We start from the raw sequence: 26,084 nt of genomic DNA on the forward strand, positions 1-26,084 counted from the left end.
GGCGTATCAGCGGCGCGAGGACACCACGATGCCGCCGACGATCAGGGCAAACGCGCCGGCGTGATACAGCCGAGGCACTTCGCCCAAAAAGGCCGCCGACAGCAGCGCGGCAAACAGCGGCGTCAGGTTGGAGAAGAACCCCGCCACCGCTGGGCCGACACGCTGCACGCCCACGCCCCAGCAACGGTAGGCAATGATCGCCGGTCCGACAGCAATGTAGGCCAGCGCCAGCACCAGTGGCCAGCCCCAGACCATCGGTCGGGCTGCGCCCAGCGCCCACTCGCCGCCTGCCAGCAGCCCCGACCAACCCAGACCAAACACCAGTTGCGCCATCAGGAACGCCGCCCAGTTGCTGCGTACGCTGACCGGCACGCTGGTACGCACCAGCAGCCAGCTGTAAAGCGACCAAGACAGCGTGGCCAGCAGCATCAGCAGGTCGCCCGGCACCAGGCGCAGCGCCAGCAGCGCGCTCCACTGGCCGTGGCTGAGCACCAGCAGCACGCCGCTCATCGACAGCACCGCACCCAGCAGTTGGCGTCGGGTGACGGCAGCGCCAAAAAACAGGCTGCCCAGCGCCAGCATCCACACCGGCATGCTGGACGCCACCAGCGTGACGTTCAGCGGCGTGGACGTTTGCAGCGCCATATATTGCAGCGCGTTGTACAGGCCAATGCCGAACAGCCCCAGCAGCGCATAGCGGCGCCAGTGCGGCCACAGCTCGCTGCCAGGGCGCAGCACACCATAGGCCAGTGGCAGTAGCAGCAGCAAGGCCAGCGACCAGCGCAAAAAATTGAGGGTGATCGGCGGCACCAGCTCGTGTACCAGCCGGCCCACCACCGCGTTGCCGGCCCACAGCAGGGGTGCCAGGGTCAACAGGGCGGCGGTGCGGGACGTGAGTTTTTCTGTCATGGGTCGCCAATGTAGCCCGGCGCAAGGACGCAAGGCTTGCAGAAACATGGCAGGATGCCCGGTTCAAATTCATTTGTTTTGTACTTTGAGGAGTCCGCAGCATGAGCCTTGCCATTCAAATTCGCCAACACGGTGGCCCCGAAGTCCTGGAGATAGTGGAAGTGCTGGATGCCAGCGTCGGCGATCCGGGCCCCGGTGAGGTGCGCATTCGCCACCGCGCCATTGGTCTCAATTTCATTGACGTTTACCACCGCACCGGTCTGTACCCGCTGCAGCTACCGGCCACCATCGGCATGGAAGGCGCTGGGGTGATCGAGGCGGTGGGCGAGGGGGTGACGCACCTGCGGGTCGGCGACCGCGCCGCCTATGCCAGCCAGCCGCCCGGCAGCTATTGCGAAGTGCGGGTGATGCCGGCGATGTGCGTGTGCAAACTGCCCGATGGCATCGACTTCGATACCGGTGCGGCGATGATGCTCAAGGGCTTGACGGCGCAATATCTGCTGCTGAAAACCCGCCCGGTCGAAGGTCTGGTGCCGGGCGACTTTGTGCTGTTCCATGCCGCCGCTGGCGGGGTTGGCCTGATCGCCTGCCAATGGGCCAAGGCGTTGGGGCTGCAGCTGATTGGCACGGCCGGCAGCGATGCCAAATGCCAATGGGTGCTGGCCAATGGCGCAGCGCACGCCATCAACTACAACACCGAAGATTTTGCTGCTCGGGTGAAAGAAATTACCGGCGGTCAGGGCGTGAAGGTGGTGTATGACTCAGTTGGCCAGGACACGTGGGACAAATCACTCGAATGCCTGCGTCCATTTGGACTGATGGCCAGTTTTGGCAATGCTTCAGGCCCGGTGGCGCCGTTTTCGCCCGGCCTGCTCGGTGCCAAGGGCTCGCTCTACGTCACGCGCCAGACGCTGTTCACGCACATGGCATCGCGCCAGAGCACGCAGGCCATGGCGGACGCGCTGTTTGCTGTGGTGCTGGGTGGCGAGGTGAAGATCCATATTGCGCAGCGTTATGCGCTGGCCGATGTGCAGCAGGCGCACCGGGATCTGGAAGCGCGCAAAACCACCGGATCGACCATCCTGACGCTGTGAGCCCGTCAAGCCGGGCGCGCGCCGCGCGCTTCAGGTGGCGTTGCGCAGGTGGCTTGGCGTCAGGGGGTCGTCTTGCTCCAGGATAGGGTAGGCGATGGAGCACAACAGCGAGTTGATGCGCCGGAAATCACTGATCAGGTCGATGTGCAGCGAGCTGGTTTCCATGCTGGGCACTGACTGGTCGGACAAGCGCCCCAAGTGCGTAGCGGAATACGCGCGTTCGAGTTCACGAAAACGCGTTTTTTCTTTCAGTAGCCGCTTTGCATCCTCCACGGTGTGGTTCAGGAACACGCTCATCGCCAGGCGCAGGTTGTCCATCAGACGGGCATGTAGTTCGTTGATTTCATGCATTCCCTGCTCTGAAAATTGCAGCCCCGGCTTGATTTTCTTGTCCTCGATGTCGATCAGCACGCGCTCGATGATGTCGGCGATCTGCTCCATGTTGATGGTGAAACCGATGATGTCGGTCCAGCGCCGGCCCTCACGTTCATCCAGCGTTTCACGCGGAATCTTGGTCATGTAATATTTAATGGCCGAATACAGACCATCGACCTGGTCGTCCAGGCGGCGTAAGTCTTCTGAGATCCGCAGGTCATTGGTGCGGATGACGGTGTGAATGCCTTGCAGCATGGTCTCCACAATGTCGGCCTGGTGCAATGCTTCGCGCGCTGCGCAGGAAATCGCCAGCGATGGGGTGGCCAGTGCGGACGGGTCGAGATGGCGCGGGCGGGTGTCGGTGGCGCTGGTTGCTTCGGCGGGCAGCAGGTGTGCCACGAGTTGCGCCACCGGGTTGGTCAGTCCAATACAGACCAAGCCCTTCACCACGTTGAATGCCAGGTGAAACAGCACCACCAGCGCGACATCGTTGGGCACATGGGGTTGCACATAGCGCAGCCAGGGTCCGACCAGGGGTGCCATCAGCAGGACACCGGCCATCTTGAATACCAGGCTGCCCATCGGCACCTGGCGTGCAGCCACATTCGAGCGCAGCGTGGTCAGCACCGCCAGCAGGCCACTGCCCAGGTTGGCACCGATCACCAGACCCAGGCCCACGCCCGCCGGAATGCCGCCCGAACCCACCAGCGTGGCCGTCAGCAGCACCGTCGCCAGGCTGGAGTAGGACACCAGGGCCAGTACCGCGCCCATGGTGATCTCCAGCAACAGGTCGCTGGTCAAGGCGCCCAGCAAGGCGCGCACGGCCTCGGATTGCGTCAGCACGGTGGTGGCTTCAGTGATCAGGCGCAGTGCCAGCAGCATCAGGCCCAGACCAATGAAGACGCGCCCCAGGCGTCCCACAGTGGTGTCGGGGCGCGGCACATACAGCACCACGCCGGCAAAAATGAACAGGGGTGAGAGCCACGACAGGTCGAGAGAAAACACCACCGCCATCACGCTGGTGCCGATGTCGGCACCGATCATCACCGCCAATGCGGCCGACAGCGCCATCAAGCCCTGGCCAACGAAGGCCGAGACGATCAGGGCGGTGGCGGTGCTCGACTGCACGACCGCTGTGATGCCAAGGCCCGAAAGGGCTGCCGTGAAGGGGGTGCGCACACTGCGCGAAATGATCTGGCGCAAACTGGCGCCAAACACGCGCAAGATGCCGGTGCGCACCAACTGCGTGCCCCAGACGAGGAGCGCGATGGCGGCTAAAAGATTGAGTAAGTGCTTCATGAAGTGAGCCCAACACTATAGCGGGCTCACTGGCACTGTGGAATGGCCGTTGCCCCTATCGCGGGCGACAGCTGCGATAGGGGGCTTGCGTACGCGCGTCGCCGAGGACGCAGTGCCTCAGCGCGCCTGCCGCACCCGCAGCAACTCGTCCAGAATCAGGCAGACCGCGCCCACGGTGATGGCAGCGTCGGCGACGTTGAAGGCCGGAAAATGCGAGCCGGCCCAATGAAAGTCGAGAAAATCGACTACATAGCCGTGCATCAGGCGGTCCACCACGTTGCCTACGGCGCCGCCCAGGATGCTGGCCAAGGAAAACGAAAACAGTTTTTGTCCTGGGTGCGCGCGTAGTTGCCACAGCATGAACAGCGCCGCTACCACGCCAAAGCCAGTGAACAGCCAGCGCTGCCAGCCGCCGGCTTGCGCCAGAAACGAGAACGCTGCGCCGGTGTTGTGCGCACGCACGATGTTGAAAAAGCTGGTGAGAGTGGTGGCGTCACCCAATTGATAGCGGTTCAGGATGAGGGTCTTGGTGACTTGGTCGGCTATCAGGATGACCAGCGCCCAGCCCAACCAGGGCCAGGTACTGGCACGCGTGCGGCTGGCGTCGGCGTAGGGCTTGGTGCGTGCCATTTACGCGTGCTCCCGATGTTCGCCAGCACCAAACAGATTGCTGGTGCAGCGGTTGCACAGCGTCGGATGGGCGGCATCGTGGCCGACATCGGCACGGTAATGCCAGCAGCGCTCGCACTTTGGGTCTGAACTGGCTGTAACGCTTGCCTGTAATGCGCTTTCAGCTACTAATTCAATAGTAGAGGTGATGAAGACGAACTTCAGATCGTCGCCCAGGCTGGCCAGCAGGGCATGGTCTTCGGGCGCCACCGTCAGCTGCACGTTGGCCTGCAGCGAAGCGCCGACTTGGCCTTGGGCGCGCAGGGTTTCAATGTCCTTGTTGACTACGTCGCGGATGGCGCGGATACGGCTCCACTTGGCCAGCAGGCCGTCGTCGGGCTGGCCCAGTGCCTGGAATTTCTCGATGAAGATCGAATCTTTACCGCCAAACACTTTCCACGCCTCTTCCGCCGTGAAGCTGAGGAACGGCGCCATCCAGCGCAGCATGGCGTGTGTGATCTGGTGCAGCGCGGTCTGCGCGCTGCGCCGTGCCAGGCTGCCGGGGGCGGTGGTGTAGAGGCGGTCTTTCAGGATGTCGAGGTAGAAACCGCCCAGGTCTTCCGAGCAGTACAGCTGCAACTTGGCGACCACGGGGTGGAATTCGTACACCTTGTACTGCGCCAGGACGTCGGCCTGGAACTGCGCCGCGCGCACCAGCGCGTAGCGGTCGATCTCCAGCATCTGCTCAAACGGCACCGCATCCTGCGCTGGGTTGAAATCGCTGACGTTGGCCAGCAAAAAGCGCAGCGTGTTGCGGATACGGCGGTAGGCATCGACCACGCGCGCCAGGATCTTGTCGTCGCCGGCAATGTCGCCCGAATAGTCGGATGCTGCCACCCACAGGCGGATGATTTCCGCGCCGAGCTTTTTGTTGATGTCTTGCGGGTCGATGCCGTTGCCGAGCGACTTGCTCATCTTGCGGCCCTGGCTGTCCACCGTAAAACCGTGTGTCAGCAGGCCACGGTAGGGCGCGCGGCCTTCCAGGGCGCTGGCCAGCAGCAGCGAACTGTGGAACCAGCCGCGGTGCTGGTCGTGGCCTTCGAGGTACAGGTCGGCCTCGGGGCCGCTGTCGTGGTGCGTGCCGGCGTGCGAGCCGCGCAGCACATGGCTGAAGGTCGAGCCCGAGTCAAACCACACTTCCAGAATGTCGGTGCTCTTGGTGTAGTGCTGCGCCTCTTCTGCGCCCAGAATCTCTGCAACGGTGACGCGGCTCCAGGCCTCGATGCCGCCTTGTTCGACGATGTCGGCGGCTTGATCCAGGATTTCCATGGTGCGTGGGTGCAGCTCACCGCTGTCCTTGTGCAAAAAGAACGGAATCGGCACGCCCCAGCTGCGCTGGCGCGAGATGCACCAGTCGGGCCGGCCAGCGATCATGTCGTGCAGGCGCGTCTTGCCGTTTTCTGGGTAGAAGCTGGTGTGCTGGATGGCTTTCAGCGCGGTTTGGCGCAGCGTCTCAGGCGCTTTGTCTTTGGTGAACACGCCTTCACCCTCGTCCATGCGGATAAACCACTGCGCGGCGGCGCGGTAGATCACCGGCGTCTTGTGGCGCCAGCAATGCGGGTAGCTGTGGGTGATGGTCTCCGTCGCCATCAGGCGCTCGGCGGCGCGCAGCGTGTCGATGATGACCGGGCAGGCCTTCCAGATGTGCTGGCCGCCAAACAGTGGAAAGTCAGCGGCGTAGGTGCCGTTGCCCTGCACCGGGTTGAGGATGTCGTCGTACGCCAGACCGTGTGCCACGCAGGTGTTGAAGTCGTCCACACCATAGGCGGGCGAGGAATGCACGATGCCGGTGCCGTCGCTGGCGGTGGCGTAGTCGGCCAGATGCACCGGCGACAGGCGCCGGTAGCCGTGGCTGCCGTTCTCGCTGGTCACGTCGTACAGCGGGTGCTCAAAATGCAGACCGTCCAGCGCGCTGCCGGGGGCCGTGGCCAGCACCGTGCCTTCCAGGCCCCAGCGCACCAAGCAGCTGTCGACCAGCGTTTCTGCCACGATGAACAGACCGCGCGCCGTGTCCACCAATGCGTAGGGCAGTTCGGGGTTCAGGTTCAGCGCCTGGTTGGCAGGAATCGTCCAAGCGGTGGTCGTCCAGATCACGGCAAAGGCGTCTTTGCTCAGCGATGGCAAGCCAAAAGCTTCTGCCAGACGCGCCGGCTTGTGCGCTTTGAAGGCCACGTCCAGCGTCTGGCTTTGCTTGTCTTGGTATTCGATTTCAAACTCGGCCAGCGAGCTGCCGCAGTCAAAGCACCAGTACACGGGTTTGAGGCCGCGATAGACAAAGCCGCGCTCGATCACGCGTTTGAAGGCGCGGATTTCGCCGGCCTCGTTGGCGAAATTCATGGTCTTGTAGGGGTTGTCCCATTCGGCCAGCACGCCCAGGCGCTTGAAGTCCTGCATCTGCTGCGCGATCTGCTCGGTGGCGTAGGCGCGGCTTTTGGCCTGCATGTCATCACGGCTCAGTTTGCGGCCGTATTTTTTCTCGATGGCGTTCTCGATCGGCAGGCCGTGGCAGTCCCAGCCGGGCACGTACAGCGCGTCAAAGCCTTCCAGTTGGCGCGCCTTGACGATCATGTCCTTCAAGATTTTATTGACTGCGTGGCCCATGTGGATCTGGCCGTTGGCGTAGGGCGGGCCGTCGTGCAGAATGAATTTGGGGGCGCCGCAGCGCGCTGCGCGCAGGCGTTTGTACAGGCCTTGGTCTTCCCATTCCTGGACCCAGCCGGGCTCGCGCTTGGGCAGATCGCCGCGCATCGGGAACGGGGTGTCGGGCAGGTTCAGGGTGCTGCGGTAATCCGTAGCGGCAGGACTGGTGTTTTGGGTGTCGGACATGGCGAATTCTTCGGGGGCTTTAACAAGCTCAGCCCGAACGCCAGAGCGCCCGGGGGCCTTAATAGGGGTGAGGGAGGGGCGATGTTGGCGGTGCGCCAACGCGTCAAATTCGGTCGTGCGTGGTTTGGCGGCGGGTTTCGGCGTGGGTTTTGAACCAAGCGCGCGCATTGGCACCATCGCGGGCAATGCCAGTCGTGAGGGCGTCGAGGCTGTCGTATTTCAGCTCGTCGTGCAGTTTGTGCAGCAGTTCCACACGGATGATTTTACCGTAGGCCCCCTCCGCGCCCAGGTGGGCCGGCCATTCGAGGCAATGCGTTTCCAGCAGCACCCGCCCACCGTTTAGATCCTGTGCGTCTAGCGAGGGGCGCACGCCCAGGTTGGCAACACCTTGCAGGGGCACGGCGCTTAGCCCGTGCACATGGACGGCAAAAATGCCGCTGGCGGCGGGCTTCCAATGGGCAAAGCGCAGATTCAGCGTGCGAAAGCCATCGCCCGCCCCGGCGCTGCTGGCGCCCAGGGCGCGCCCAAGCTTGCGTCCGTGGACGACGTGGCCCGAGATGGCATAGGGCCGCCCGAGCAATTGCCCCGCCGCCGCCATGTCGCCGGCCGCCAGCGCCGCGCGCACCGCTGAACTGGAGACGCGCAGGCCGCCTTCGGTATAGCTGTCCATGCGCCCGACGGTGAATCCCTGCGCCTGTCCGCTGGCCTGCAGCAGTGCACTATCGCCGGCGCGCTGGGCGCCAAAGCGAAAGTCGTCGCCCACCAGCACATAGCGCGCGCCCAGGCCACGTACGAGCACCTCATCGATAAAAGCCTGCGCCGGCTGCGCTGCCAAGCGGGCGTTGAAGGGCAGCACCACCGCCTGCTGCACGCCGCAGTGCGCCAGCTCGGTCAGCTTGTCGCGCAGCGTGCCAATGCGCGCCGGTGCCAGCGCCGGTTTGTTCAGCGCGGCGGCAAAATAGTCGCGTGGGTGGGGCTCAAAGGTGAGTGCGCAACTGACCACACCGCGTTGCTGCGCCTCGCTGCCTAGCAGCGCCAGCATGGCCTGGTGGCCGCGGTGCACGCCGTCAAAATTACCAATCGTGAGGGCGCAGCCGGGGGCGATCCCGGGGTGCTGCAAGCCGCGAAAAATTTGCATGGGTCGTTATCTTTTTAATAGCACATAGCGCACGGCCATCAAGCGCCAGACAGCGTTCAGACCTGAAAACAGCGTATATTGTGACGCACCTGCAGAGCGCGCCATACGCGCGCGTCTTGGAGGCAGGCAGTCCACGTTCCATTCCTTGTGTGCAATTTGTTCCAGGAGGTGAGTTGTGAAGGTCTTGAAAGTCTCAGCCCAGGGGGTGCCCCAGTCTTGGATATCGCTGGAGCAGGCGGTCATCCACAGCGCTGCGGGCGATGTGCGCTGGGTGGCGGGCAGTGAAGTGGCGGTGTTCCATGGCGGCCACAACGCCATCACCGGGCTGCAGTCGGTCATTGCCGTCAACAGCATCATCGGCACCCGGGGCATGTCCCGCTTCAATCCGTTTGACCTCACGCCCAACCTGGCTAACAACAAACTGTTTGCACGCGATCGCAATGTGTGCGCTTATTGCGGTGGCGACTACGACGAGTATGACCTGACGCGCGAACATATCGTGCCGCTGGCGCACAAGGGGCCGGATCACTGGATGAACGTCGTCACCGCCTGCCGTGCGTGCAACCACCGCAAGGGCGCACGCACGCCGGAGCAAGCCCACATGCCGCTGCTGTACGCGCCTTACCAGCCCAGCCTGTGGGAAGACTTCATCTTGCGCAACCGCCGCATCCTGAGCGACCAGATGGAGTTTTTGGCCGCCCACTTGCCGCGCTCATCGCGTCTGCTGAATTAGCCGGCCACAGCGTCCGGTAAAAAATCGCGGGTTTTCCAGCTGCTCCCTGTCAATACTGAGGTGTGCGTGCTCCAATCAGGGTTTTCCCTAGTCCACTTCCCTTTCGCATGATCGTTCGTGACCGTCCTCCTGGCCTGCATCTGTTTTGGTTGCTGCGCGGCTCCGTGCTGCACCGCATCCGTACCACCCTGATTCTCAACACCGTGCTGGCCACCTTGGTGACCCTCGTCCACGGCAATCTGTTCACGATCAAGATCACGCTGACGGCCATTCCGTTCACGCTGATCGGCTTGCCTTTGGCGATTTTTTTGGGCTTTCGCAACACCACGGCGTACGACCGTTACTGGGAGGGGCGCAAGTTGTGGGGTGAACTGGTGCTGCGCATGCGTTCGCTGTCGCGCCAGTGCCAGACCCTGATCCAGTTGCCAGAGCCAGTGGCTGGGCAAACGCGTGACGACGACGTGCGCGTGCGCATGGTGCACCGCGCCATTGCTTTTGCCCATGCGCTGCGCCTGCAACTGCGCGGCGAAAAAGACGATGCCGTACTGCAGCGCTGGACCACGGCGGCAGAGTTTGCCCGGATTCGCAGCACCACCAATCCCGCTGATGCGCTGATGCTGGCCATGGGGCGCGATTTGGGCGAATGCGTGCGCCAAGGCCAGATTGCTCCCTGTCTGGCGGCGCCCATTGACCAGACGCTGTCCGCCCTGACCGCTGCGGCAGCCTCGTGCGAGCGCATCAAGCACACGCCGATTCCGTTCTCCTACACGCTGCTGTTGCACCGCACGGCGTACATGTACTGCTTTTTGCTGCCCTTTGGCTTGGTCGATACCACCGGCTTCATGACGCCGTTTGTTGTCGTCATCGTCGCCTACACCTTCTTTGGTCTGGACGCTCTGGGCGACGAGATCGAGGAGCCGTTTGGCATGGAAACCAATGACCTGCCGCTCGATACGCTATGCCGGTCGATTGAAATCAGTCTATTGGAATCGCTGGGTGAAACCGAACTGCCCCAGCCGCTGCAGCCGGTGAATTTTCAGTTGACCTGATCACTCACCAGTCCGCCGGGCGACCTGTTTGTTGCTCAGGCCGGCTTGTGCGCCGTCACCACAAAACCGTGCACCGGCACAGCGTTTTCGTGGCGCAGCACGGTGTCCTCGATTTCGACTGGAGCAAACCCGGCCGCGTCGCACAGCGCCTGGATGTGGCTGCGCTGGTGGGCGTAGCGACCTGAGGGCAACAGCACCAGCGCCGGCCCGTCTTCGGGTGCAGCTTCGCAGGAGAACACCAACTGCCCACCCGGCGTCAGAATGCGCAGCGCATTCGGAATCGCCTGGGCCATGTCGCCGGCGTAGATAAATACATCCAGCGCCGCCAGCACCTGGTAGAGCGAGGCGGGCGTGTCTTCCAGCGCGTCGAGCAGATTGGCGTGGTGAAAGCGGTCGTAGACGTTGTGGCGTGCGGCCTGTTCGATCATGCCTTTGGAAATGTCCACGCCTACCAACGCACCGTCCAAGCGGCCCAGGCACACGCCTAGCAGACCGGTGCCGCAGCCCAGGTCCAGTAGGTTGATTTTCTTGTGCGGGTAGCGGGCAATGATCTTGTCGGCCACCTGCTTGGGCAACTGGTATTTCAGGGTGCGCACCATGTGCTGGTCGTACAACTCGGCCATGCTGTCGAACAGGCTGCGGTTCAGCTCGGGCGGCTGGTGCGCCGGTGTGGCGCCGTGCGCCAGCGCGTTGTAGTAGGCATAGACCGAATCGCCCGGGGCCAGCTCCAGCAGCGTCATGGTGTCTTTTAGGGCGCGGGTTGGTTGGCCTTGGGCCACCAGCACATGTACGCGGCCCATCAAGGCCTCGGCATCTTGCGGGTTCTGGTCAATCAGTGCGTCCCACAGTTCCAGTGCTGGTGCGTACTGGCCCAGATTGCCCAGATCGCGTGCCAGCAGGCGGCGCAGCGCGGCGTCGTTCGGCACCAGCTCCAGCCCACGGCGCAGGTGGCGCACAGCCATCTCCAGGTGGCTGGCGCGGTGCGCGATATCGATCACGCCGGCCAACACCTGCAGGTTCTTCGGCTCCAGAGCGGCGACCTTTTCAGCGGTTTCTACCGCCTCTTTGAACTGGTTCTGCCGTGCCAGCAACAGCGCCAGCTCCAGCAGGCCCGGCCCCCAGCCGGGCGCCAGGGCGACGCTGCGGCGCAAGGCCTCGAAAGCGCCGGGGATGTTGCCTGATTTTTCTGCCATCAAGCCGGCCAGCATGAACACCCGCGGGTCGTTGGGGTTGTGCTTTTGGGCTTTGTTCAGCGTCAGGGCTGCGCCTTTCAGATCGCCCTGGGCGATTTTTGTGCGGGCGGTTTCAAGGTGTTGGCGATTGGGATCGACGGCAGTGGGGATGGCGCTCATGTGGACACGTGAAAATGGGGTGGTGAAAGGAAGCCGCGGCGGCGCCGTTTCAAGGGCGCGGCGGTACCGGAAGAGGCGAGGGCGGCAGGAAAAACGCCGCAGATGCACAGTGCACCGCAGCGCTGGATTATCCGGGATTCAGCCGCCGCCCTGGGCTGGCTGGTAGGCGCAGTGCTCCTGCGGAGCAGCCGGTGGTGCTCAAAGGTGGGGCGGTTGTGGCAGAAGGCAAGTGCCTGTGCTCAGGCAAAGACACCCGCCCTCGGCTGTATCTGTCGGGACACTTCGCCCAGGTGGTGCAAGCTGTCGTCCCAGGCCTTTTCCATTGGCGTCAGTCGCTTGAAATAGTGGCGGCCGATATATGCATGGGTCATGCCGATGCCGCCATGCAGCTGTACCGACTGCTGGCCGACAAAGCGCAGCGCTTGCCCCAATTGCAGGCTGGCGTAATAGCCCATCGAGCGCTCCAGCTGCCGCTGCATGTGCGCGACGCGGCTTCGGCAGCGCGGCTGCCGTGCTGCGTGCGGTAGCCGCGTGTCGCCACGCCCGCAGCGCTGCGCTCGACCAGGAGCAGCGCGATCGGTCCGTCCAGCTGTGCCGGCACGATGAAGGCATCGGCCTGATCGCCCGCCGGGGCTACGCTTTTGAGAGCTGTCAGCGCATGTCCTGTCTGCGTTTCAGTCGCTTTTTCCTTGCAAACTTCCAGGCGATAGCGCGCTGAGCGCTCTTGCTGCGCCAGCGGCTCCAGCACCAGGCCGCGCTGGGCGATGCGTTTGAGGCGCTCGAGTTCGCGCTGGCTGCGGTTGAGGTCAGCGATGTTGGTGGGCTCATGGGCCAGCACGTGCTTGGCATACGTCCAACCCTTGTGTTCTTCGCTGATTAGCTGGTCGGCGGGCACTTCGACGTTGTCGAAGAACACCTCGTTGACCTGGCACTCGCCGTCCAGCAGTGGGAGCCGGCGCCCGGTTCGCTGTAGCGCGCATTCTTCCTCGAACAAATGCTTTTGTACGGCGCTCCCGCCGGGGCAGCCCAAATCTTTCGGCCAGACAAAGGCCAGCCAACCTTTCTGGCCCAGAATTTTGGCCCAGTCCTGCATATCCACGTGCGTCAGGCGCGCACTTCGGCGTGCAAGGCTTGCTCTTCGGGGGTGAATGCGCGGCCCATGTGGCCGGTCTCCTGAGGGGCCGCCGTTGTAGCACGTGCGTTCGCCTCAGTCCTGTCCGGGCGGCGACGCCGGCACGGTGCTGATACCGAGCTCGTTGCACAGGCGCTGTACGCTGGCCTGCAGTGTGGCGACCCGCGCTTCCAGGGCATTCACCCGCTCTTGCAGGGCTGGTGCTGCGCCGCTGTACGCCCCTGGGACAGGTGTGGTTACATCGACCGGGCCGCACAGCAAGTGCGCCCAGCGCTGCTCGCGGGCTCCCGGGGCGCGCGGCAATTGCACCACCAGTGCGCCGCCCTTTTCCAGACTGCGCTCCTGCAGTTCGTCCAGAAACGCCTCGACCGAAGAAATATCGGCAAAGCGGTACCAGCGCTCGGCGTTGATACGCAACTCGCCGGCGGTCTGTGGCCCGCGCAGCATCAACAGGCCCAGCAGCACGGCCGATTGCTCGGGCACGCCGACGCCGCGCTGAAAATTGTGCTCCCAGCGCGCGCTGCGTCCGCCGGTGTTTTCGTGCACCAGCGCCAAGCGTTTGAGCTCGTCCAGCGCTTCCTGCGCTTGGGCGTCGCCGACGTTCATCACCGGCTCGCGTGTGGTTTTCTGGTTGCAGCCCAGCACCAAAGAGTTGAGCGTCAGCGGGTAGCTGTCGGGCACAGTGCGGGCTTTTTCCATCAGCGTGCCGAGCACGCGGGCTTCGATGGCAGTCAGGGGGCGGGTAGCAAGATCAAAAGACATGGCAGGGATAATTCAGGCTTGATTGCAAAATGAATTGCAAAGGTGATTGATGAAAAACATTGTGATTTTGATTTCTGGCGGTGGCTCCAACATGGCTGCGATCGTACGTTCAGCGCAGCAGCAGCGATGGGAGCAGCACTATGGTGCGCGCGTGGTGGCGGTGGTCAGTAATAAGCCCGATGCCAAAGGTTTGGACTTTGCCCGCGCGCAGGGCATTGCCACCGAAGTGTTGGAGCACCCACCTTTCCCCAGCCGCGAGGCCTTTGATGCTGAGCTGGCCCGCGTTATCGACCGCTACACGCCCACGCTGGTGGTGCTGGCTGGCTTCATGCGCATTCTGTCGCCCGGTTTTGTCACGCACTACGCCGGACGATTGCTCAATATCCACCCCTCGCTATTGCCGGCGTTTCCGGGCCTGCACACCCACCAGCGCGCCATTGAAGCTGGCTGCAAATTTGCTGGCGCCAGCGTGCACCTGGTGACCGCTGATCTGGACGCTGGTCCCATCGTCGATCAAGCCATCGTGCCGGTGCTGCCTGGCGACAGCGCTGCACTGCTGGCGGCGCGTGTACTCACGCAGGAGCACCTGCTGTATCCCCGGGCGATTGTCCAGTTGCTCTCTTAATAATAGCTGTAAGCACTCGCCAGTTCTGCGCTGCTGCCTGAAATATTGCCGAGGTGCTGATTACAACGTGCTCAGCATCTCGGCCCCGCTGGCCACCAGAAAATCTTTCGCAGTGCGGGTTTGTTCGGCATTGAGAGGATGCAGCACCAGCGCCCAGCGGTTGTTGGCCAGCGCGCTGCGCACCGTGGTAATGAGCTTGATGTGGTCCGGACGCAACGCCCTCAGTCCGCCCAACAGCAGCCCGAAAGCGATGCCAAAGCCGAGCAGCGCCATGGCGGCCAGCCAGGGGCTACCGATCACCATCGGCTGGCCGCTGTTCAAAAGCCAGAAAAACAGCAACAACCCGCCGATGCCGCCGGCCAGCGTAGCCCCGGCATGGGCTTGAAAGAGTGTTTTGACAATGCCGTGCTGCGCAGGCTGCATGTGGTGGCCAAACAGATCGCGCTGCGTATTTTTGGCATCTTTCGGCCCCAGCAAACGCACCTGAGCTGGCGCGATGCCGTGCAAGTGGTGGGCCTTGGCGGCAGCAGCCTGGGCATGTTGTGCATTGGGGTACAGGCCCACCACTTTGGTCAGTGATTTTTCGCCCAACAGGCCTTGGAGAAAATATTCCATAGCAGACTTCCATGAGGCACCTGCCCGGCCTGCTGCGTGCCACGCAGCGCGCTGCGCAAGCAGAGAATTGATGTGCTTTGAACCTTAGTCCTGTACTTGCGGCAGTGCTGTAGGACTTTGCCGGGCCCCCCGGCCGTCCATTCTGCTGCGCAGCCCGGCAGAGGGGTGCTGTGCGATGTCTGATATCGATTTGCGGGCTGCCAACTAGACGGTGGGTGTTGCTGGCGTGGGGGCGGCCGGGCACAGCGCAAAGCGCAACTGCTGCTGGCCGTTGACTTCCACCGTTTCCAGAAACATTGCCGCCGGGCGCACCCACAGCCCGCGCTCGCCGTACAGCGCCCGGTACAGCACCATTGGCTCCAGCGTCTCGCTGTGGCGCACGGTGTCGATCACTTCGTACAGCCTGCCTTTGTAATGGCGGTACGGGCCGCAGGGGATGGGTTGCAGGGGCGGGAGGGGGTTGTTCATGGCCGAAGTGTGCGGCAGCAGCCGGGGAGCTGCGCACAATGGGACAATCGCACCCTATGCATCCCAACGTTTTAATCAATGCCTGCGCTGAACTCGTCAGGCTCACCCTTACTTTTGAACATCCCGCCGACGCGGTGGTGTCGCGGTTTTTCCGCGACAACCGTGGCTTGGGGCAACGCGAGCGCGCAGCGCTGGCCGAGACCGTCTATATGGTGCTGCGCAAAAAGCTCCTGTTTGAGCACATGGCACCGTCCGGCTCGGGTCCCAAGGAGCGGCGTCTGGCCATTCTGGGTTTTGCCCACTGGCAGGATGAAGAAGCACGGCGTAAAAATCCGAAGGCGCTGCACGGCGAGCGCGATTTTTTGATGGCCGGGCTGACCGACCGCGAGCAGCAATGGCTGCAGATGTGCGACGGCGTCGTCCAGGCCGACCTGCTGGAGCGCCACCGCCACAACCTGCCCGAGTGGCTGGTCCAGCCGCTCAAAGCGCAGTTGGGCAACGGTTTCTGGCCGCTGGTCGAGGCGCTGTCGGGCAGTGCGCCGCTGGATTTGCGCGTCAACGTACTGAAGGAGAAACGCCCTGACGTGCAGAAGGAGCTGGCGCAAGCCGGTATCCCCTCTGAAGTGACGCCGTATTCGCCTTGGGGACTGCGTGTGCAAGGCAAGCCAGCGCTGGCCAAGCTGCCGGCGTTCATGCGTGGTGCCATCGAGGTGCAGGACGAGGGCTCGCAACTGCTGGCCTTGCTGCTGGATGCCAAACGCGGCGAAATGGTGGTGGACTTTTGCGCTGGTGCGGGCGGCAAGACGCTGGCGATTGGCGCCACCATGCGCAGCACTGGGCGGCTGTATGCGTTTGACGTGTCGGGCCACCGGCTCGATGCATTAGGCCCGCGCCTCAAGCGCAGTGGCTTGTCGAACGTCCACCCTGCGGCCCTGGCCCATGAGCGCGATGAGCGCGTCAAGCGCCTGAGCGGCAAGATCGACCGCGTGCTGGTCGATGCCCCGTGCACGGGCTTGGGCACGCTGCGCCGCAATCCCGATCTGAAATGGCGCCAGTCGCCTAAGGGTGTGGAAGAACTGGTGGCCAAACAGACGGCCATTCTGGCCAGCGCAGCGCGGCTGGTGAAGCCGGGCGGCCGCCTGGCGTATGCCACTTGCAGCGTACTGCCGCAAGAAAACGAGGCGATTGCCGAAGCATTTGCCGCCGCCCATCCAGACTTTGAGCCGCTGGACGCGGGCGAGGTGCTGGCGCAGTTGAAGGTCGATGGCGCGGCCGGCCTGTGCAGCGGCGGCGAGAGCGGTACGCGCTACCTGCGTCTGTGGCCGCATATCCACCATACGGATGGCTTCTTTGCCGCACTCTGGACGAAAAAAGATTAAAAAATAATAGCTACTACCGCACGATTTCATTAGCTTTCAGATATAAAACACCTTGAAAGTGCCTGTTATCAGGCGGTGGTAGCTATAGTTTTAATTAGCACGGACACAAAAAAACCGCCTGGCAGCTGACTGCGTAGGCGGTTTTTGTTGAAAACAAAGTCTGAATTACTTCAGCTTCATTTCCTTGTACTCAACGTGCTTGCGAGCTTTGGGATCAAATTTCATGATCAGCATTTTCTCGGGCATCGTCTTCTTGTTCTTGGTGGTGGTGTAGAAATGACCCGTACCTGCAGTCGATTCCAGCTTGATTTTGTCGCGTCCGCCTTTGGTTGCCATGGTGGTTCTCCTTAAGCTTGGCCACGTGCGCGCATGTCTGCGAGCACAGAATCAATACCGTTTTTGTCGATCAGACGCAAACCGGCGTTCGAGATGCGCATGCGCACCCAACGATTTTCTGTTTCAACCCAGAAGCGGCGGTACTGCAGGTTGGGCAGAAAACGGCGCTTGGTCTTGTTGTTGGCGTGGGAAACATTGTTTCCCACCATGGGCTTCTTGCCCGTGACTTCACATACGCGTGCCATGAGGACACTCCGATATTTTTGAACGGTCTGTACGCTGGTACAGACCTCACCTCGCCATGAGAGGGTGGCGGTAACCCCATTTGCCTCTGGCCTGAGCGGCCAGTTTTAGCAAAGCCGCAGATTATAGCGCGGGCTTTATTGGCCCAAAAAGCGCTGTGCATCGAGCGCGGCCATGCAGCCGGTGCCGGCGCTGGTGATGGCTTGGCGATAGACGTGGTCTTGCACGTCGCCGGCGGCAAAAATGCCCGGCACGCTGGTTTGCGTGGCAAAGCCCTTGAGGCCGCCTTGGGTGACGATGTAGCCGTTTTCCATGGCCAGCTGACCAGCAAAAATATCGGTGTTCGGGGCGTGGCCGATGGCGATAAAGCAGCCTTGCAGGGCGATGTATTCGATGCTGCCGTTTTGCGTGTTCTTGATATGCACGCCGGTCACGCCACTGGCGTCGCCCAGCACTTCGTCGAGGGTGTAGAAGGTCTTGAGCACAATCTTGCCGGCGGCGACCTGCTCCATTAGCTTGTCCACCAGAATGGGCTCGGCCTTGAAGGTGTCGCGTCGGTGGATCAGCGTGACCTTGCTGGCGATGTTGGCCAGGTACAGCGCTTCTTCCACCGCCGTGTTGCCGCCGCCCACCACGCAGACGTCTTGGTCTCGGTAGAAGAAGCCGTCGCAGGTGGCGCAGCCGGAGACGCCCCGGCCCATGAAGGCGGTCTCTGAGGGCAGGCCCAAGTACATGGCCGAGGCGCCAGTGGCGAGGATCAGTGCGTCGCAGGTGTAGGTGTTGCTGTCGCCGGTGAGCGTGAACGGACGCTGGCTGAAATCGACTTGGTTGATGTGGTCAAAGATGATTTGTGTCTGAAAACGCTCGGCGTGCTGCAAAAAGCGCTGCATCAGTTCGGGCCCTTGCACGCCGTTGACGTCGGCGGGCCAGTTATCGACTTCGGTGGTGGTGGTCAGCTGGCCGCCCTGGGCCATGCCGGTGATCAGCACCGGGTTCAGGTTGGCGCGCGCGGCGTAGATGGCGGCGGTGTAGCCGGCAGGGCCGGAACCGAGGATCAGGACTTTGGCGTGTTGCGGTGTGGACATGTCGTGCAAAGGGGCTGGCGCCGACCCCGCCAGCCAGGAAAAGGCCGTCAGAGCGCGCGGGGGTGGATAAACAGGAAACCATAAGTATCGACCAAGTCTCTGTCGATGCCGGTCCACCCCTCTGGGGCTGCGGTCATGGGGCCCTGCAGCAGGACGCGCCGTAGCTGGTAATTTTGCCAGTGGCCCAGTCGCATCGGGTAAGCTTCGCCGGCACGTTTATGACCTATTCCCTCAATACCTTGAATGTTTCTTCTGGCGGCAAGCCTGCGCCGCCTTCCGGAGCTGCCCGTTTTGGCCACGAGGTGGTGCTGATCATCGGTCTGCTGGCATTGGTGTTCTGGTTGATGGCGCTCACCAGTTACGCCGCACCCGATGCGGCTTGGTCCACTTCCGGGGCTTCCTCTTCTGCCATGGTGGCCAATTGGGGCGGGCGTCTGGGCGCCTTGCTGGCCGATGTCAGCTACTTTGCCTTTGGATTTTCTGTCTGGTGGGGCGTGGCTGCGGGCATGGGTGCCTGGCTGGGATCGCTGGCGCACTGGATGCGCGCGGGCCAGCACGGCGCGCAGGAGACGGCGTCGGCGTTGTGGCGTCGGCGCTTCCTGTTCTGGTGTGGACTGGCGCTGCTGCTGAGTGCCAGCACGGCGCTGGAGTGGTCGCGCATGTACCGTTTTGAATCCTTTTTGCCTGGCCATGCTGGCGGTGTGCTGGGCTATGTGCTGGGTCCCAAGGCCATGCAGTGGCTGGGTTTTACCGGCTCGGGCTTGCTGGCCATTGTGCTGGTGGTGGCGGGCGCCGCGCTGGTGTTTCGCTTTTCCTGGGGCCGCGTGGCCGAAGTGGTGGGCGGGCGCATTGACGCTCTGGTGCAACTGGGCCGGACCCAGCGCGAGGTGGCCAAAGACCAGGCCGAGGGCAAGCGCGCTGCGCGCCAGCGTGAAGGCGCGGTGCAGGAAGAGCGCAGTGAGAACGAGGTGCTGCACCCGCAGCCGCTGCGCATCATTGAGCCGGTGCTGGTCGATACGCCGCTGGCGCCTGCAGCGCCCGAAAGGGTCGCGCCGGCTGCGGCATCTGTTGCTGCCGCTGTCGCTGGCCCTGCTGTTGCACCTCCCCCTGCCGCCGTGCCCGCGCCTGCGGGCAAAGTGCCGGGCCACAGTGCGAGCGCGTCTGTCGCCAAAGAGCGCCTGGCGACGGCTGCTTTCCACCCTCGGCTGGAGAGCCTGCTGCCGCAGGTGGCGCTGCTGGATAGCGCGCCGCCGAGCCAGGAAAGCGTCGCCTCCGAAACGCTGGAGATGACCAGCCGCCTGATCGAGAAAAAGCTGAAGGATTTTGGTGTCGAGGTGCGGGTGGTGGCTGCCATGCCCGGCCCGGTGGTGACACGCTACGAAATCGAGCCTGCCACTGGTGTCAAGGGCTCCCAGATCGTCGGGCTGGCAAAAGACTTGGCGCGCTCACTCAGTTTGGTGTCGATCCGCGTCGTCGAGACCATTCCGGGCAAAAACATCATGGCGCTGGAACTGCCCAACGCCAAGCGCCAGACCATCAAGCTGAGCGAGATTCTGGGCTCGCAGGTCTACCACGATGGCAAGAGCCTGCTGACCATGGGGCTGGGCAAGGACATTGTCGGCAACCCGGTGGTCGCCGATCTGGCCAAGATGCCACATGTGCTGGTGGCCGGCACCACCGGCTCAGGCAAGTCGGTGGGCATCAACGCCATGATCTTGTCGTTGCTCTACAAGGCCGAGGCCAAGGACGTGCGTCTGTTGATGATCGACCCGAAGATGCTGGAAATGTCGGTCTACGAAGGCATTCCGCACCTGCTGGCGCCTGTGGTCACCGACATGAAACAGGCCGCGCACGGCCTGAACTGGTGCGTCGGCGAAATGGAGCGGCGCTACAAGCTGATGAGCAAGCTGGGCGTGCGCAACCTGGCCGGTTACAACGCCAAAATCGACGAGGCGGCAGCGCGCGAGGCGTTTGTCGATAACCCGCTGAGCCTCAACCCCGAAGCGCCCGAGCCGTTGGAGCGTCTGCCGTACATCGTCGTCGTCATTGATGAGTTGGCCGATCTGATGATGGTGGTCGGCAAGAAGATTGAAGAGCTGATCGCCCGCCTGGCACAGAAGGCGCGTGCTGCCGGCATCCACCTTATTTTGGCGACGCAGCGCCCCAGCGTCGATGTGATTACCGGCCTGATCAAGGCCAACATCCCGACGCGGATTTCGTTCCAGGTGTCCACCAAGATCGATAGCCGCACCATCCTCGACCAGATGGGTGCCGAAGCGCTGCTGGGTATGGGCGACATGCTCTACATGGCCAGCGGCACCGGCCTGCCGGTGCGGGTACATGGCGCTTTTGTCTCGGATGAGGAAGTGCACCGCGTGGTCGCCTACCTCAAGAGCCAGGGTGAGCCGGATTACATCGCTGGCATGCTCGAAGGCGGCAGCGTTGAAGGCGACGCGGACAGCTCTGGCGCCGGCGAGGGCGGTGCCAGTGGCGAAAAAGACCCGATGTACGACCAGGCGGTCGAGGTGGTGTTGAAAGACCGCAAGGCCAGTATTTCGTATGTGCAGCGCAAGCTCAGAATCGGTTACAACCGTTCCGCCCGTTTGCTGGAAGATATGGAAAACGCCGGCCTCATCAGCGCCCTGACCAGCAGCGGCCAGCGCGATGTGCTGGTGCCACCGCGCAGCAGCGATTGACGCGTGGCGTGCCAAGGGGCGCCCCCTGCTGCTGTACCCCGTGACCTTTTTTTGCACTGGATTGGGGCGCCATGCACGGTCTGGTCGATTTTCAACACACCTTCCATGAAAAAATTATTTACTGCTATTTTGATAGCTGCCAGCGCACAGCTGGCCAGCGCTGGTGGCCTGGAAAGCCTAGAGGCGTTCATGGCGCACGCGCAGGCGGGCCAATCTGACTTCACACAGGTGGTGACCTCTCCGCCCAAGGACGGCAAGGCCGCACGCAGCAAAACCTCCAGTGGCACCTTTGCGTTCCAGCGCCCGGGTCGCTTCAAGTTTGTCTACCAGAAGCCGTTTCAGCAGACCATCGTTGCCGATGGCCAGACGCTCTGGCTCTACGACGCTGATCTGAACCAAGTGACGCAGCGTGCCCAGGCCCAGGCGCTGGGCGCCACGCCGGCGGCGCTGCTGACCTCGGCGCCCGACCTCAAGGCCCTGCGCGCCGAATTCACGCTCGAATCCGCGCCGACGCAGGACGGCTTGCAGTGGGTGCTGGCGCGCCCCAAAAGCAAAGATGGTGCCTTGCAAAGCGTGCGTGTCGGCTTTGAGGGTGAGCAACTGGCGGCCCTGGACATCCTTGACAGCTTTGGCCAGCGCTCGCTGATCCGTTTTACGGATTTGCAGGCCCATCCGGCCCTGCCTGCTTCCACCTTCAACTTCAAAGTGCCGCCGGGGGCAGACGTACTCAAGCAATAAGCTGCTGGGCTGTTCAGATATCTCTGGATCCACCACTCCACCACTCCACCACTCCGCCACTCCGCCATGACTGCCCAGCGTCGCCAGCCAGCCTGTGTTCGCTCGGTCGCGCTCGAACGGATGCGCCAGAAGCTGCTCCGCCACATGTTTCCACGCGTCCAGCGGGCGCTGATCACCTGCGGGATGGAGAGCGGCGCGTGAGCCAGCCGCCTGCTTCAGTCCACCAGCCCCTGGCCGAACGCCTGCGCCCGCGGACGCTGGCGCAGGTGGTGGGCCAGCAGCAAATCTTGGGGCCGGGCATGCCGCTGCGCCTGGCGTTTGAGTCCGGGCGGCCACACAGCTGCATTTTGTGGGGGCCACCAGGTGTCGGCAAAACCACGATTGCCCGCTTGATGGCCGATGCCTTTGATGCGCAGTTCATTGCCATCAGCGCGGTGCTGGGTGGCGTCAAGGACATCCGCGAAGCGGTCGAACGTGCCGAGGCCGCACGCTCGGGCCTGTTGCAGCAGGGCACCATCGTCTTCGTGGACGAGGTGCACCGCTTCAATAAAAACCAGCAGGATGCGTTTTTGCCGCATGTCGAAAGCGGGCTGTTCACCTTTATCGGCGCCACCACCGAAAACCCTTCGTTCGAGGTCAACTCCGCCCTGTTGTCGCGTGCGACGGTGTATGTGCTGGAGCCGTTGTCCATGGAAGATTTAAAGCAAATTGTGGCTCTAGCCCAATCCCAGCAAGCGCTACCAGCTATTGAAAATGAAGCAGTCGAGCGCTTGGTGGCCTATGCCGATGGCGATGCGCGGCGGCTGCTCAACACGCTGGAAACCCTGGCCATGGCCGCCGCGCAGCAGCAGTGGCCGCAGCTCAGCGATGCCCGGGTGCTGCAGGTGCTGGGGCAGCAGCTGCGCCGCTATGACAAAGGCGGCGAACAGTTCTACGACACCATCAGTGCGTTGCACAAATCGGTGCGCGGCTCCGACCCGGACGCAGCGCTGTATTGGCTGGTGCGGATGCTCGACGGCGGCGCCGAGCCGCGCTACCTGGCGCGTCGCCTAGTGCGCATGGCCAGCGAAGACATTGGCCTGGCCGATCCGCGCGCCCTGCGTCTGGCGTTGGACGCCGCCGAGGTCTACGAGCGCCTGGGCAGCCCCGAGGGCGAGCTGGCGCTGGCCGAATGCGTGCTCTACCTGGCGGTGGCGCCCAAGTCCAACGCCGTCTACAGGGCCTATAACGCCGCGCGGGCCTTGGTAAAGCAGGATGCCTCGCGCCCGGTACCGCTGCATTTGCGTAATGCGCCGACCACGCTGATGAAAACGCTGGACTATGGCCGCGGTTATCGCTATGCCCACGATGAAGACAATGGCTTTGCTGCCGGCGAGCGCTATCTGCCCGACGGCATGGCCGCGCCCGGGTTTTACCAGCCGGTACGGCGGGGGCTGGAAATAAAGATTGCTGACAAACTCGACCAACTGCGGGCGCGCAATGCCGCCGCCGTGGCAGACGCTGCCGAGGGAAAACCCCCGCAAGAGGCGCACGGTGAGGGGGGGTGACGCCCTGTGTGTTGCTCCATCGCAGGGGAGTTGCGGGCCTGGTTTCAACTGGCAACAACGTCAGCTTTGTGTTTTCGCGGGTTTGGAGGGCAGGGTTAAACTCCCCGAGTTCACGCAAGTGTCATGTTCCTTTCATGCTGCGTCATTTTTCCCCCCCCAATTCCCCCTGAGGAGTTTTCATGCTGTTTGGCAAACTTTTGCCGCGCGAAGGTAATTTTTTCGAGATGTTCAATCAACATGCCGACTGCATCGTCGATGCGGCGCATTCTTTTGCACAACTCGTAGCCAATTACAACGACCCGCACCTGCGCGAAAAATACGCCCAGGATGTCGATATCGCCGAGCGCGCTGCCGACCGTGTCACGCACGAAGTCAACAAGGCGGTGCACAAGACCTTCATCACGCCGATTGATCGTGAGCAGATCCATACCCTCATCAACACCATGGACGACGTGGCAGACCTGTTTCAGGACTCTGCCGAGACCATGAGCTTGTATGACATCCGCCATATGACGGATGAAATTTCACGCCTCACGGATCTGAGCGTCAAGTGCTGCGAGCGCTTGCGCTCGGCGGTCAACCTGCTCAACAAGCTGGCCGATCCGGCCACGGCGGAGGCGGCGCTCAAGACCTGCGAAGAGATTGACCGCCTGGAAGGCGACGCCGACCGGGTGCTGCGCGCTGCCATGAGCAAATTGTTCCGCGAAGAACCCGACGTGCGTGAGCTGATCAAGCTCAAGGCGATCTACGAATTGCTCGAAACCATCACCGACCGGTGTGAGGACGTGGCCAATTTGATCGAGGGCATCGTCCTCGAAAACTCCTGACCTGCCAAGAAACGGTTCACTGATGGAAACCGTACAAACTGCCCTGTGGGTTGTGGTGGTGCTGGTCGTGCTGGCCATTCTGTTCGACTTCATGAACGGGTTTCACGACGCTGCCAACTCGATTGCCACCGTGGTCTCGACCGGCGTGCTCAAGCCGGCCCAGGCGGTGGTCTTTGCCGCCTTTTTCAACTTTGTTGCCATTTTTATTTTCCACCTCAGCGTGGCTGCCACCATTGGCAAAGGCATCGTCGAGCCGGGGGTGGTGGACACCCACGTCATTTTTGGCGCCTTGGTGGGGGCCATTACCTGGAATTTCATCACCTGGTATTACGGCATTCCCAGCAGTTCCTCGCACGCGCTGATCGGCGGCATTGTCGGTGCCGTGATTGCCAAGGCCGGCGCCAGTTCGCTGGTGGCTTCGGGCATCTGGAAGACGGTGGCCTTCATCTTCATTTCGCCGCTGCTGGGTTTCTTGCTGGGCTCGCTGATGATGGTAGCGGTGGCGTGGATTTTTCGGCGCTCGCGGCCGAGCAAAGTCGATAAATGGTTTCGTCGCTTGCAACTGGTCTCGGCCGGTGCCTATAGCCTGGGCCACGGTGGCAACGATGCGCAAAAAACCATCGGCATCATCTGGCTGTTGCTGATTGCCACCGGCTACTCGTCGGCCAGCGATGCCTCCCCACCGCTGTGGACCATCGTCAGTTGCTATACGGCGATTGGCATGGGCACCATGTTTGGCGGCTGGCGCATCGTCAAAACCATGGGCCAGAAGATCACCAAGCTCAAACCGGTGGGCGGCTTTTGCGCCGAAACCGGCGGTGCCATGACGCTATTCCTGGCCACCGTGTTGGGTATTCCGGTGTCCACCACGCACACCATTACCGGCGCCATTGTCGGTGTGGGTTCGACGCAGCGCGCCAGCGCGGTGCGTTGGGGCGTGGCCGGCAATATTGTCTGGGCCTGGGTCTTGACGATTCCAGCCAGTGCGTTTGTCGCATCGGTGGCCTACTGGATCAGCCTGCAGTTGTATTGATCTTCAGAGGTGTGGTCCCAAGCCACTATCAAAAAAAGAGCTGCTAGCGCTTGTCACACAAGCGTTAGCAGCTCTTTTTGCTGTGATTCAGGCGGGCTGAGAAATTTTGCGTGCTTCCTCGATCTGGTACTCGAAGTAGCGCTGAAAGCTGAACGCCAGACTGGCCATCAGCACCGCCGTGCCCACCAGCAAGGACAAGGCCATGGCAGCCACCGTGAACCAGCCGGTGCGACCGGGCGCGGCGTCCAGTGCCGCTGGGGGGTTGAAACGGCCATTCCATTTTTCTGGCGCCATCAGCCCATACACGATGGCGCGCAGGGCGCAGCCGGCGATGGTGAAGCCCAGTAGCGGGATCAGTACCCAGCTGAGCTGATCGTCCTGGCCCAGTTGCTGTACCCGCTCGATGCCATACAGCCCCAGTGCCGTCGGAATGGGCAGCAGCCAGCCGAAGATATCGCTCAGGCCATACAGATAAAAACGGTGCAGCCCCAAAGGGCCACCTAAAAAGGCCAGCCAGGCGGCCAGAGTCTTGTTTTTCATGGCCACATTATTCCGGTGAAGTGTGATCGCCCGCTCCCAGCGATTTTTCCATGAGCACGATATCGCGCCATGCGCCGAACTTCCAGCCGACCGAGCGCAGCACGCCGATCTCGCCAAAGCCCAATGCGCGGTGCAAGGCAATCGAGCTGGCGTTGGCTGAATCGCCAATCACGGCCAGCATCTTGCGCACCTCGGCCTGCTCGGCCTGCACCAGCAGCTGCGCTAGGAGGGCGCGGCCCATCCCCTGGCCGCAGGCGCTGGCTGCGACATACACCGAGTCTTCGGCCGAGAAGCGAAATGCCGGCCGTGGTTTGAACCAGTTGGCATATGCAAAGCCCAGTACCTGGCCGTCCTGCTCGGCCACCAGCCACGGCAGGCCGCGTGCCAGTACTTCGGCGCGGCGCGCTGCCATATCGGCGCAACTGGGCGCATCGATCTCGAAGCTGCCGGTGCCCTGCTGGACGTGGTGGGCATAAATGTGGGTGATGGCGGGCAGATCGCCCTGCTGGCTGGTACGGATGAGGGGCATGGGTCAAACAAAGATATAATTGGCGGCTTTGCAGCGTGTCGCTGGCCGGGTGGTCATGTCGCGTGTCTCAACGTTGCGAACTATG

25 protein-coding genes and 1 pseudogene are annotated in these 26,084 nt (G+C 62.6%); 11 read left to right on the forward strand and 15 right to left on the reverse strand.

Going from position 1 to position 26,084, the window contains the following annotated elements:
* Positions 1-6: 6 nt before the first annotated feature.
* Positions 7-909, reverse strand: coding sequence for a DMT family transporter (locus tag Q390_RS0108340; protein WP_027995648.1), 903 nt, complete (start codon positions 907-909; stop codon positions 7-9).
* A 101-nt stretch (positions 910-1,010) separates the two neighbouring features.
* Here Q390_RS0108340 and Q390_RS0108345 point away from each other — a divergent pair, with 101 nt between their 5' ends.
* Complete coding sequence (locus tag Q390_RS0108345) at positions 1,011-2,003, forward strand: quinone oxidoreductase family protein (protein ID WP_027995649.1); 993 nt, start codon at positions 1,011-1,013, stop codon at positions 2,001-2,003.
* Positions 2,004-2,033: 30 nt separating this feature from the next.
* Here the strand turns inward: Q390_RS0108345 and Q390_RS0108350 are convergent, their stop codons facing one another.
* From Q390_RS0108350 to Q390_RS0108365, 4 genes are all read right to left on the reverse strand, one after another.
* Positions 2,034-3,677, reverse strand: coding sequence for a Na/Pi cotransporter family protein (locus Q390_RS0108350; RefSeq protein ID WP_027995650.1), 1,644 nt, complete (start codon positions 3,675-3,677; stop codon positions 2,034-2,036).
* 117 nt (positions 3,678-3,794) lie between these two features.
* Entirely contained in the window at positions 3,795-4,307 is a 513-nt protein-coding gene (gene lspA / locus Q390_RS0108355; RefSeq protein WP_027995651.1) for a signal peptidase II, read from the reverse strand.
* Positions 4,308-7,172, reverse strand: coding sequence for an isoleucine--tRNA ligase (ileS, locus tag Q390_RS0108360; protein WP_027995652.1), 2,865 nt, complete (start codon positions 7,170-7,172; stop codon positions 4,308-4,310).
* Between the two features lie 103 nt (positions 7,173-7,275).
* Positions 7,276-8,310, reverse strand: a complete 1,035-nt coding sequence (locus tag Q390_RS0108365; RefSeq protein WP_027995653.1) for a bifunctional riboflavin kinase/FAD synthetase — start codon at positions 8,308-8,310, stop codon at positions 7,276-7,278.
* Between the two features lie 175 nt (positions 8,311-8,485).
* Between Q390_RS0108365 and Q390_RS0108370 the strand changes: the two genes are divergently transcribed.
* Entirely contained in the window at positions 8,486-9,043 is a 558-nt protein-coding gene (locus Q390_RS0108370; RefSeq protein WP_027995654.1) for an HNH endonuclease, read from the forward strand.
* A gap of 107 nt (positions 9,044-9,150) precedes the next feature.
* Entirely contained in the window at positions 9,151-10,092 is a 942-nt protein-coding gene (locus Q390_RS0108375; protein WP_027995655.1) for a bestrophin family protein, read from the forward strand.
* A 35-nt stretch (positions 10,093-10,127) separates the two neighbouring features.
* Here the strand turns inward: Q390_RS0108375 and Q390_RS0108380 are convergent, their stop codons facing one another.
* The 3 genes and pseudogenes from Q390_RS0108380 to Q390_RS0108390 all read right to left on the reverse strand — a co-directional run bounded on the left by Q390_RS0108380 (position 10,128) and on the right by Q390_RS0108390 (position 13,338).
* The gene (locus Q390_RS0108380) at positions 10,128-11,444 is read right to left on the reverse strand and encodes a tetratricopeptide repeat protein (RefSeq protein WP_027995656.1); all 1,317 of its coding nucleotides are present in this window, start codon (positions 11,442-11,444) and stop codon (positions 10,128-10,130) included.
* A gap of 239 nt (positions 11,445-11,683) precedes the next feature.
* Positions 11,684-12,605: pseudogene (locus tag Q390_RS20300) on the reverse strand (hypothetical protein).
* A gap of 46 nt (positions 12,606-12,651) precedes the next feature.
* A complete protein-coding gene (locus tag Q390_RS0108390) occupies positions 12,652-13,338 on the reverse strand; it encodes a YceH family protein (protein ID WP_027995658.1) in 687 nt (228 codons plus the stop codon).
* 49 nt (positions 13,339-13,387) lie between these two features.
* Between Q390_RS0108390 and purN the strand changes: the two genes are divergently transcribed.
* Positions 13,388-13,963: a phosphoribosylglycinamide formyltransferase gene (purN, locus tag Q390_RS0108395; RefSeq protein ID WP_027995659.1), complete on the forward strand. Its 576-nt coding sequence runs from the start codon at positions 13,388-13,390 to the stop codon at positions 13,961-13,963.
* Positions 13,964-14,023: 60 nt separating this feature from the next.
* Here purN and Q390_RS0108400 read toward each other — a convergent pair whose 3' ends face one another.
* Positions 14,024-14,578: a hypothetical protein gene (locus Q390_RS0108400; protein WP_027995660.1), complete on the reverse strand. Its 555-nt coding sequence runs from the start codon at positions 14,576-14,578 to the stop codon at positions 14,024-14,026.
* 204 nt (positions 14,579-14,782) lie between these two features.
* Positions 14,783-15,046, reverse strand: a complete 264-nt coding sequence (locus Q390_RS0108405) for a DUF1653 domain-containing protein (protein WP_027995661.1) — start codon at positions 15,044-15,046, stop codon at positions 14,783-14,785.
* Positions 15,047-15,102: 56 nt separating this feature from the next.
* Between Q390_RS0108405 and Q390_RS0108410 the strand changes: the two genes are divergently transcribed.
* Positions 15,103-16,425 carry an RsmB/NOP family class I SAM-dependent RNA methyltransferase gene (locus Q390_RS0108410; protein ID WP_027995662.1) on the forward strand — a complete coding sequence of 441 codons (1,323 nt, stop codon included), beginning with the start codon at positions 15,103-15,105 and terminating at the stop codon, positions 16,423-16,425.
* A 165-nt stretch (positions 16,426-16,590) separates the two neighbouring features.
* On the opposite strand, the gene rpmG is transcribed toward Q390_RS0108410, so the two are convergent.
* From rpmG to trxB, 3 genes are all read right to left on the reverse strand, one after another.
* Positions 16,591-16,761 (reverse strand): 50S ribosomal protein L33, encoded by a 171-nt coding sequence (gene rpmG, locus Q390_RS0108415; RefSeq protein ID WP_027995663.1) that lies wholly within the window; start codon positions 16,759-16,761, stop codon positions 16,591-16,593.
* A gap of 11 nt (positions 16,762-16,772) precedes the next feature.
* Positions 16,773-17,006 (reverse strand): 50S ribosomal protein L28, encoded by a 234-nt coding sequence (gene rpmB, locus Q390_RS0108420; protein WP_027995664.1) that lies wholly within the window; start codon positions 17,004-17,006, stop codon positions 16,773-16,775.
* A 135-nt stretch (positions 17,007-17,141) separates the two neighbouring features.
* Complete coding sequence (gene trxB / locus Q390_RS0108425) at positions 17,142-18,089, reverse strand: thioredoxin-disulfide reductase (protein WP_027995665.1); 948 nt, start codon at positions 18,087-18,089, stop codon at positions 17,142-17,144.
* A 218-nt stretch (positions 18,090-18,307) separates the two neighbouring features.
* Between trxB and Q390_RS20305 the strand changes: the two genes are divergently transcribed.
* From Q390_RS20305 to Q390_RS0108450, 6 genes are all read left to right on the forward strand, one after another.
* Positions 18,308-20,785: a DNA translocase FtsK gene (locus Q390_RS20305; protein ID WP_027995666.1), complete on the forward strand. Its 2,478-nt coding sequence runs from the start codon at positions 18,308-18,310 to the stop codon at positions 20,783-20,785.
* 105 nt (positions 20,786-20,890) lie between these two features.
* Positions 20,891-21,523, forward strand: a complete 633-nt coding sequence (gene lolA, locus Q390_RS0108435; protein ID WP_027995667.1) for an outer membrane lipoprotein periplasmic chaperone LolA — start codon at positions 20,891-20,893, stop codon at positions 21,521-21,523.
* Between the two features lie 66 nt (positions 21,524-21,589).
* Positions 21,590-21,724, forward strand: a complete 135-nt coding sequence (locus tag Q390_RS20510; RefSeq protein ID WP_281174777.1) for a hypothetical protein — start codon at positions 21,590-21,592, stop codon at positions 21,722-21,724.
* Positions 21,721-23,070 carry a replication-associated recombination protein A gene (locus Q390_RS18005; protein WP_037472536.1) on the forward strand — a complete coding sequence of 450 codons (1,350 nt, stop codon included), beginning with the start codon at positions 21,721-21,723 and terminating at the stop codon, positions 23,068-23,070. Before Q390_RS20510 ends, Q390_RS18005 begins: the two co-directional genes overlap by 4 nt.
* A 179-nt stretch (positions 23,071-23,249) precedes the next feature.
* Positions 23,250-23,897, forward strand: coding sequence for a DUF47 domain-containing protein (locus Q390_RS0108445; protein WP_027995668.1), 648 nt, complete (start codon positions 23,250-23,252; stop codon positions 23,895-23,897).
* 22 nt (positions 23,898-23,919) lie between these two features.
* Positions 23,920-24,930 (forward strand): inorganic phosphate transporter, encoded by a 1,011-nt coding sequence (locus Q390_RS0108450; RefSeq protein WP_027995669.1) that lies wholly within the window; start codon positions 23,920-23,922, stop codon positions 24,928-24,930.
* 87 nt (positions 24,931-25,017) lie between these two features.
* Here the strand turns inward: Q390_RS0108450 and Q390_RS0108455 are convergent, their stop codons facing one another.
* A complete protein-coding gene (locus tag Q390_RS0108455) occupies positions 25,018-25,470 on the reverse strand; it encodes a TM2 domain-containing protein (protein ID WP_027995670.1) in 453 nt (150 codons plus the stop codon).
* 7 nt (positions 25,471-25,477) lie between these two features.
* On the reverse strand, positions 25,478-25,999 hold the full coding sequence (locus tag Q390_RS0108460) for a GNAT family N-acetyltransferase (protein ID WP_027995671.1): 522 nt from the start codon (positions 25,997-25,999) through the stop codon (positions 25,478-25,480).
* Between the last annotated feature and the right edge of the window lie 85 nt (positions 26,000-26,084).

The sequence above is a fragment of the Simplicispira psychrophila DSM 11588 genome (genome assembly GCF_000688255.1).
GTDB classification, from domain to species: Bacteria; Pseudomonadota; Gammaproteobacteria; order Burkholderiales; family Burkholderiaceae_C; genus Simplicispira; species Simplicispira psychrophila.

Excerpts from the sequence above, each read along its gene's own strand:
- Q390_RS0108340 (WP_027995648.1), bottom strand. The coding sequence starts at position 909 with ATGACAGAAAAACTCACGTCCCGCACCGCCGCCCTGTTGACCCTGGCA.
- Q390_RS20305 (WP_027995666.1), top strand. The coding sequence starts at position 18,308 with ATGACCTATTCCCTCAATACCTTGAATGTTTCTTCTGGCGGCAAGCCT.
- purN (WP_027995659.1), top strand. The coding sequence starts at position 13,388 with ATGAAAAACATTGTGATTTTGATTTCTGGCGGTGGCTCCAACATGGCT.
- rpmB (WP_027995664.1), bottom strand. The coding sequence starts at position 17,006 with ATGGCACGCGTATGTGAAGTCACGGGCAAGAAGCCCATGGTGGGAAAC.
- Q390_RS0108405 (WP_027995661.1), bottom strand. The coding sequence starts at position 15,046 with ATGAACAACCCCCTCCCGCCCCTGCAACCCATCCCCTGCGGCCCGTAC.
- Q390_RS0108375 (WP_027995655.1), top strand. The coding sequence starts at position 9,151 with ATGATCGTTCGTGACCGTCCTCCTGGCCTGCATCTGTTTTGGTTGCTG.
- Q390_RS0108455 (WP_027995670.1), bottom strand. The coding sequence starts at position 25,470 with ATGAAAAACAAGACTCTGGCCGCCTGGCTGGCCTTTTTAGGTGGCCCT.
- Q390_RS0108460 (WP_027995671.1), bottom strand. The coding sequence starts at position 25,999 with ATGCCCCTCATCCGTACCAGCCAGCAGGGCGATCTGCCCGCCATCACC.
- Q390_RS0108410 (WP_027995662.1), top strand. The coding sequence starts at position 15,103 with ATGCATCCCAACGTTTTAATCAATGCCTGCGCTGAACTCGTCAGGCTC.
- Q390_RS0108365 (WP_027995653.1), bottom strand. The coding sequence starts at position 8,310 with ATGCAAATTTTTCGCGGCTTGCAGCACCCCGGGATCGCCCCCGGCTGC.
- lspA (WP_027995651.1), bottom strand. The coding sequence starts at position 4,307 with ATGGCACGCACCAAGCCCTACGCCGACGCCAGCCGCACGCGTGCCAGT.
- Q390_RS0108400 (WP_027995660.1), bottom strand. The coding sequence starts at position 14,578 with ATGGAATATTTTCTCCAAGGCCTGTTGGGCGAAAAATCACTGACCAAA.
- Q390_RS0108445 (WP_027995668.1), top strand. The coding sequence starts at position 23,250 with ATGCTGTTTGGCAAACTTTTGCCGCGCGAAGGTAATTTTTTCGAGATG.
- lolA (WP_027995667.1), top strand. The coding sequence starts at position 20,891 with ATGAAAAAATTATTTACTGCTATTTTGATAGCTGCCAGCGCACAGCTG.
- ileS (WP_027995652.1), bottom strand. The coding sequence starts at position 7,172 with ATGTCCGACACCCAAAACACCAGTCCTGCCGCTACGGATTACCGCAGC.
- Q390_RS0108345 (WP_027995649.1), top strand. The coding sequence starts at position 1,011 with ATGAGCCTTGCCATTCAAATTCGCCAACACGGTGGCCCCGAAGTCCTG.
- Q390_RS0108390 (WP_027995658.1), bottom strand. The coding sequence starts at position 13,338 with ATGTCTTTTGATCTTGCTACCCGCCCCCTGACTGCCATCGAAGCCCGC.
- trxB (WP_027995665.1), bottom strand. The coding sequence starts at position 18,089 with ATGTCCACACCGCAACACGCCAAAGTCCTGATCCTCGGTTCCGGCCCT.
- rpmG (WP_027995663.1), bottom strand. The coding sequence starts at position 16,761 with ATGGCAACCAAAGGCGGACGCGACAAAATCAAGCTGGAATCGACTGCA.
- Q390_RS0108380 (WP_027995656.1), bottom strand. The coding sequence starts at position 11,444 with ATGAGCGCCATCCCCACTGCCGTCGATCCCAATCGCCAACACCTTGAA.
- Q390_RS0108450 (WP_027995669.1), top strand. The coding sequence starts at position 23,920 with ATGGAAACCGTACAAACTGCCCTGTGGGTTGTGGTGGTGCTGGTCGTG.
- Q390_RS20510 (WP_281174777.1), top strand. The coding sequence starts at position 21,590 with ATGACTGCCCAGCGTCGCCAGCCAGCCTGTGTTCGCTCGGTCGCGCTC.
- Q390_RS0108350 (WP_027995650.1), bottom strand. The coding sequence starts at position 3,677 with ATGAAGCACTTACTCAATCTTTTAGCCGCCATCGCGCTCCTCGTCTGG.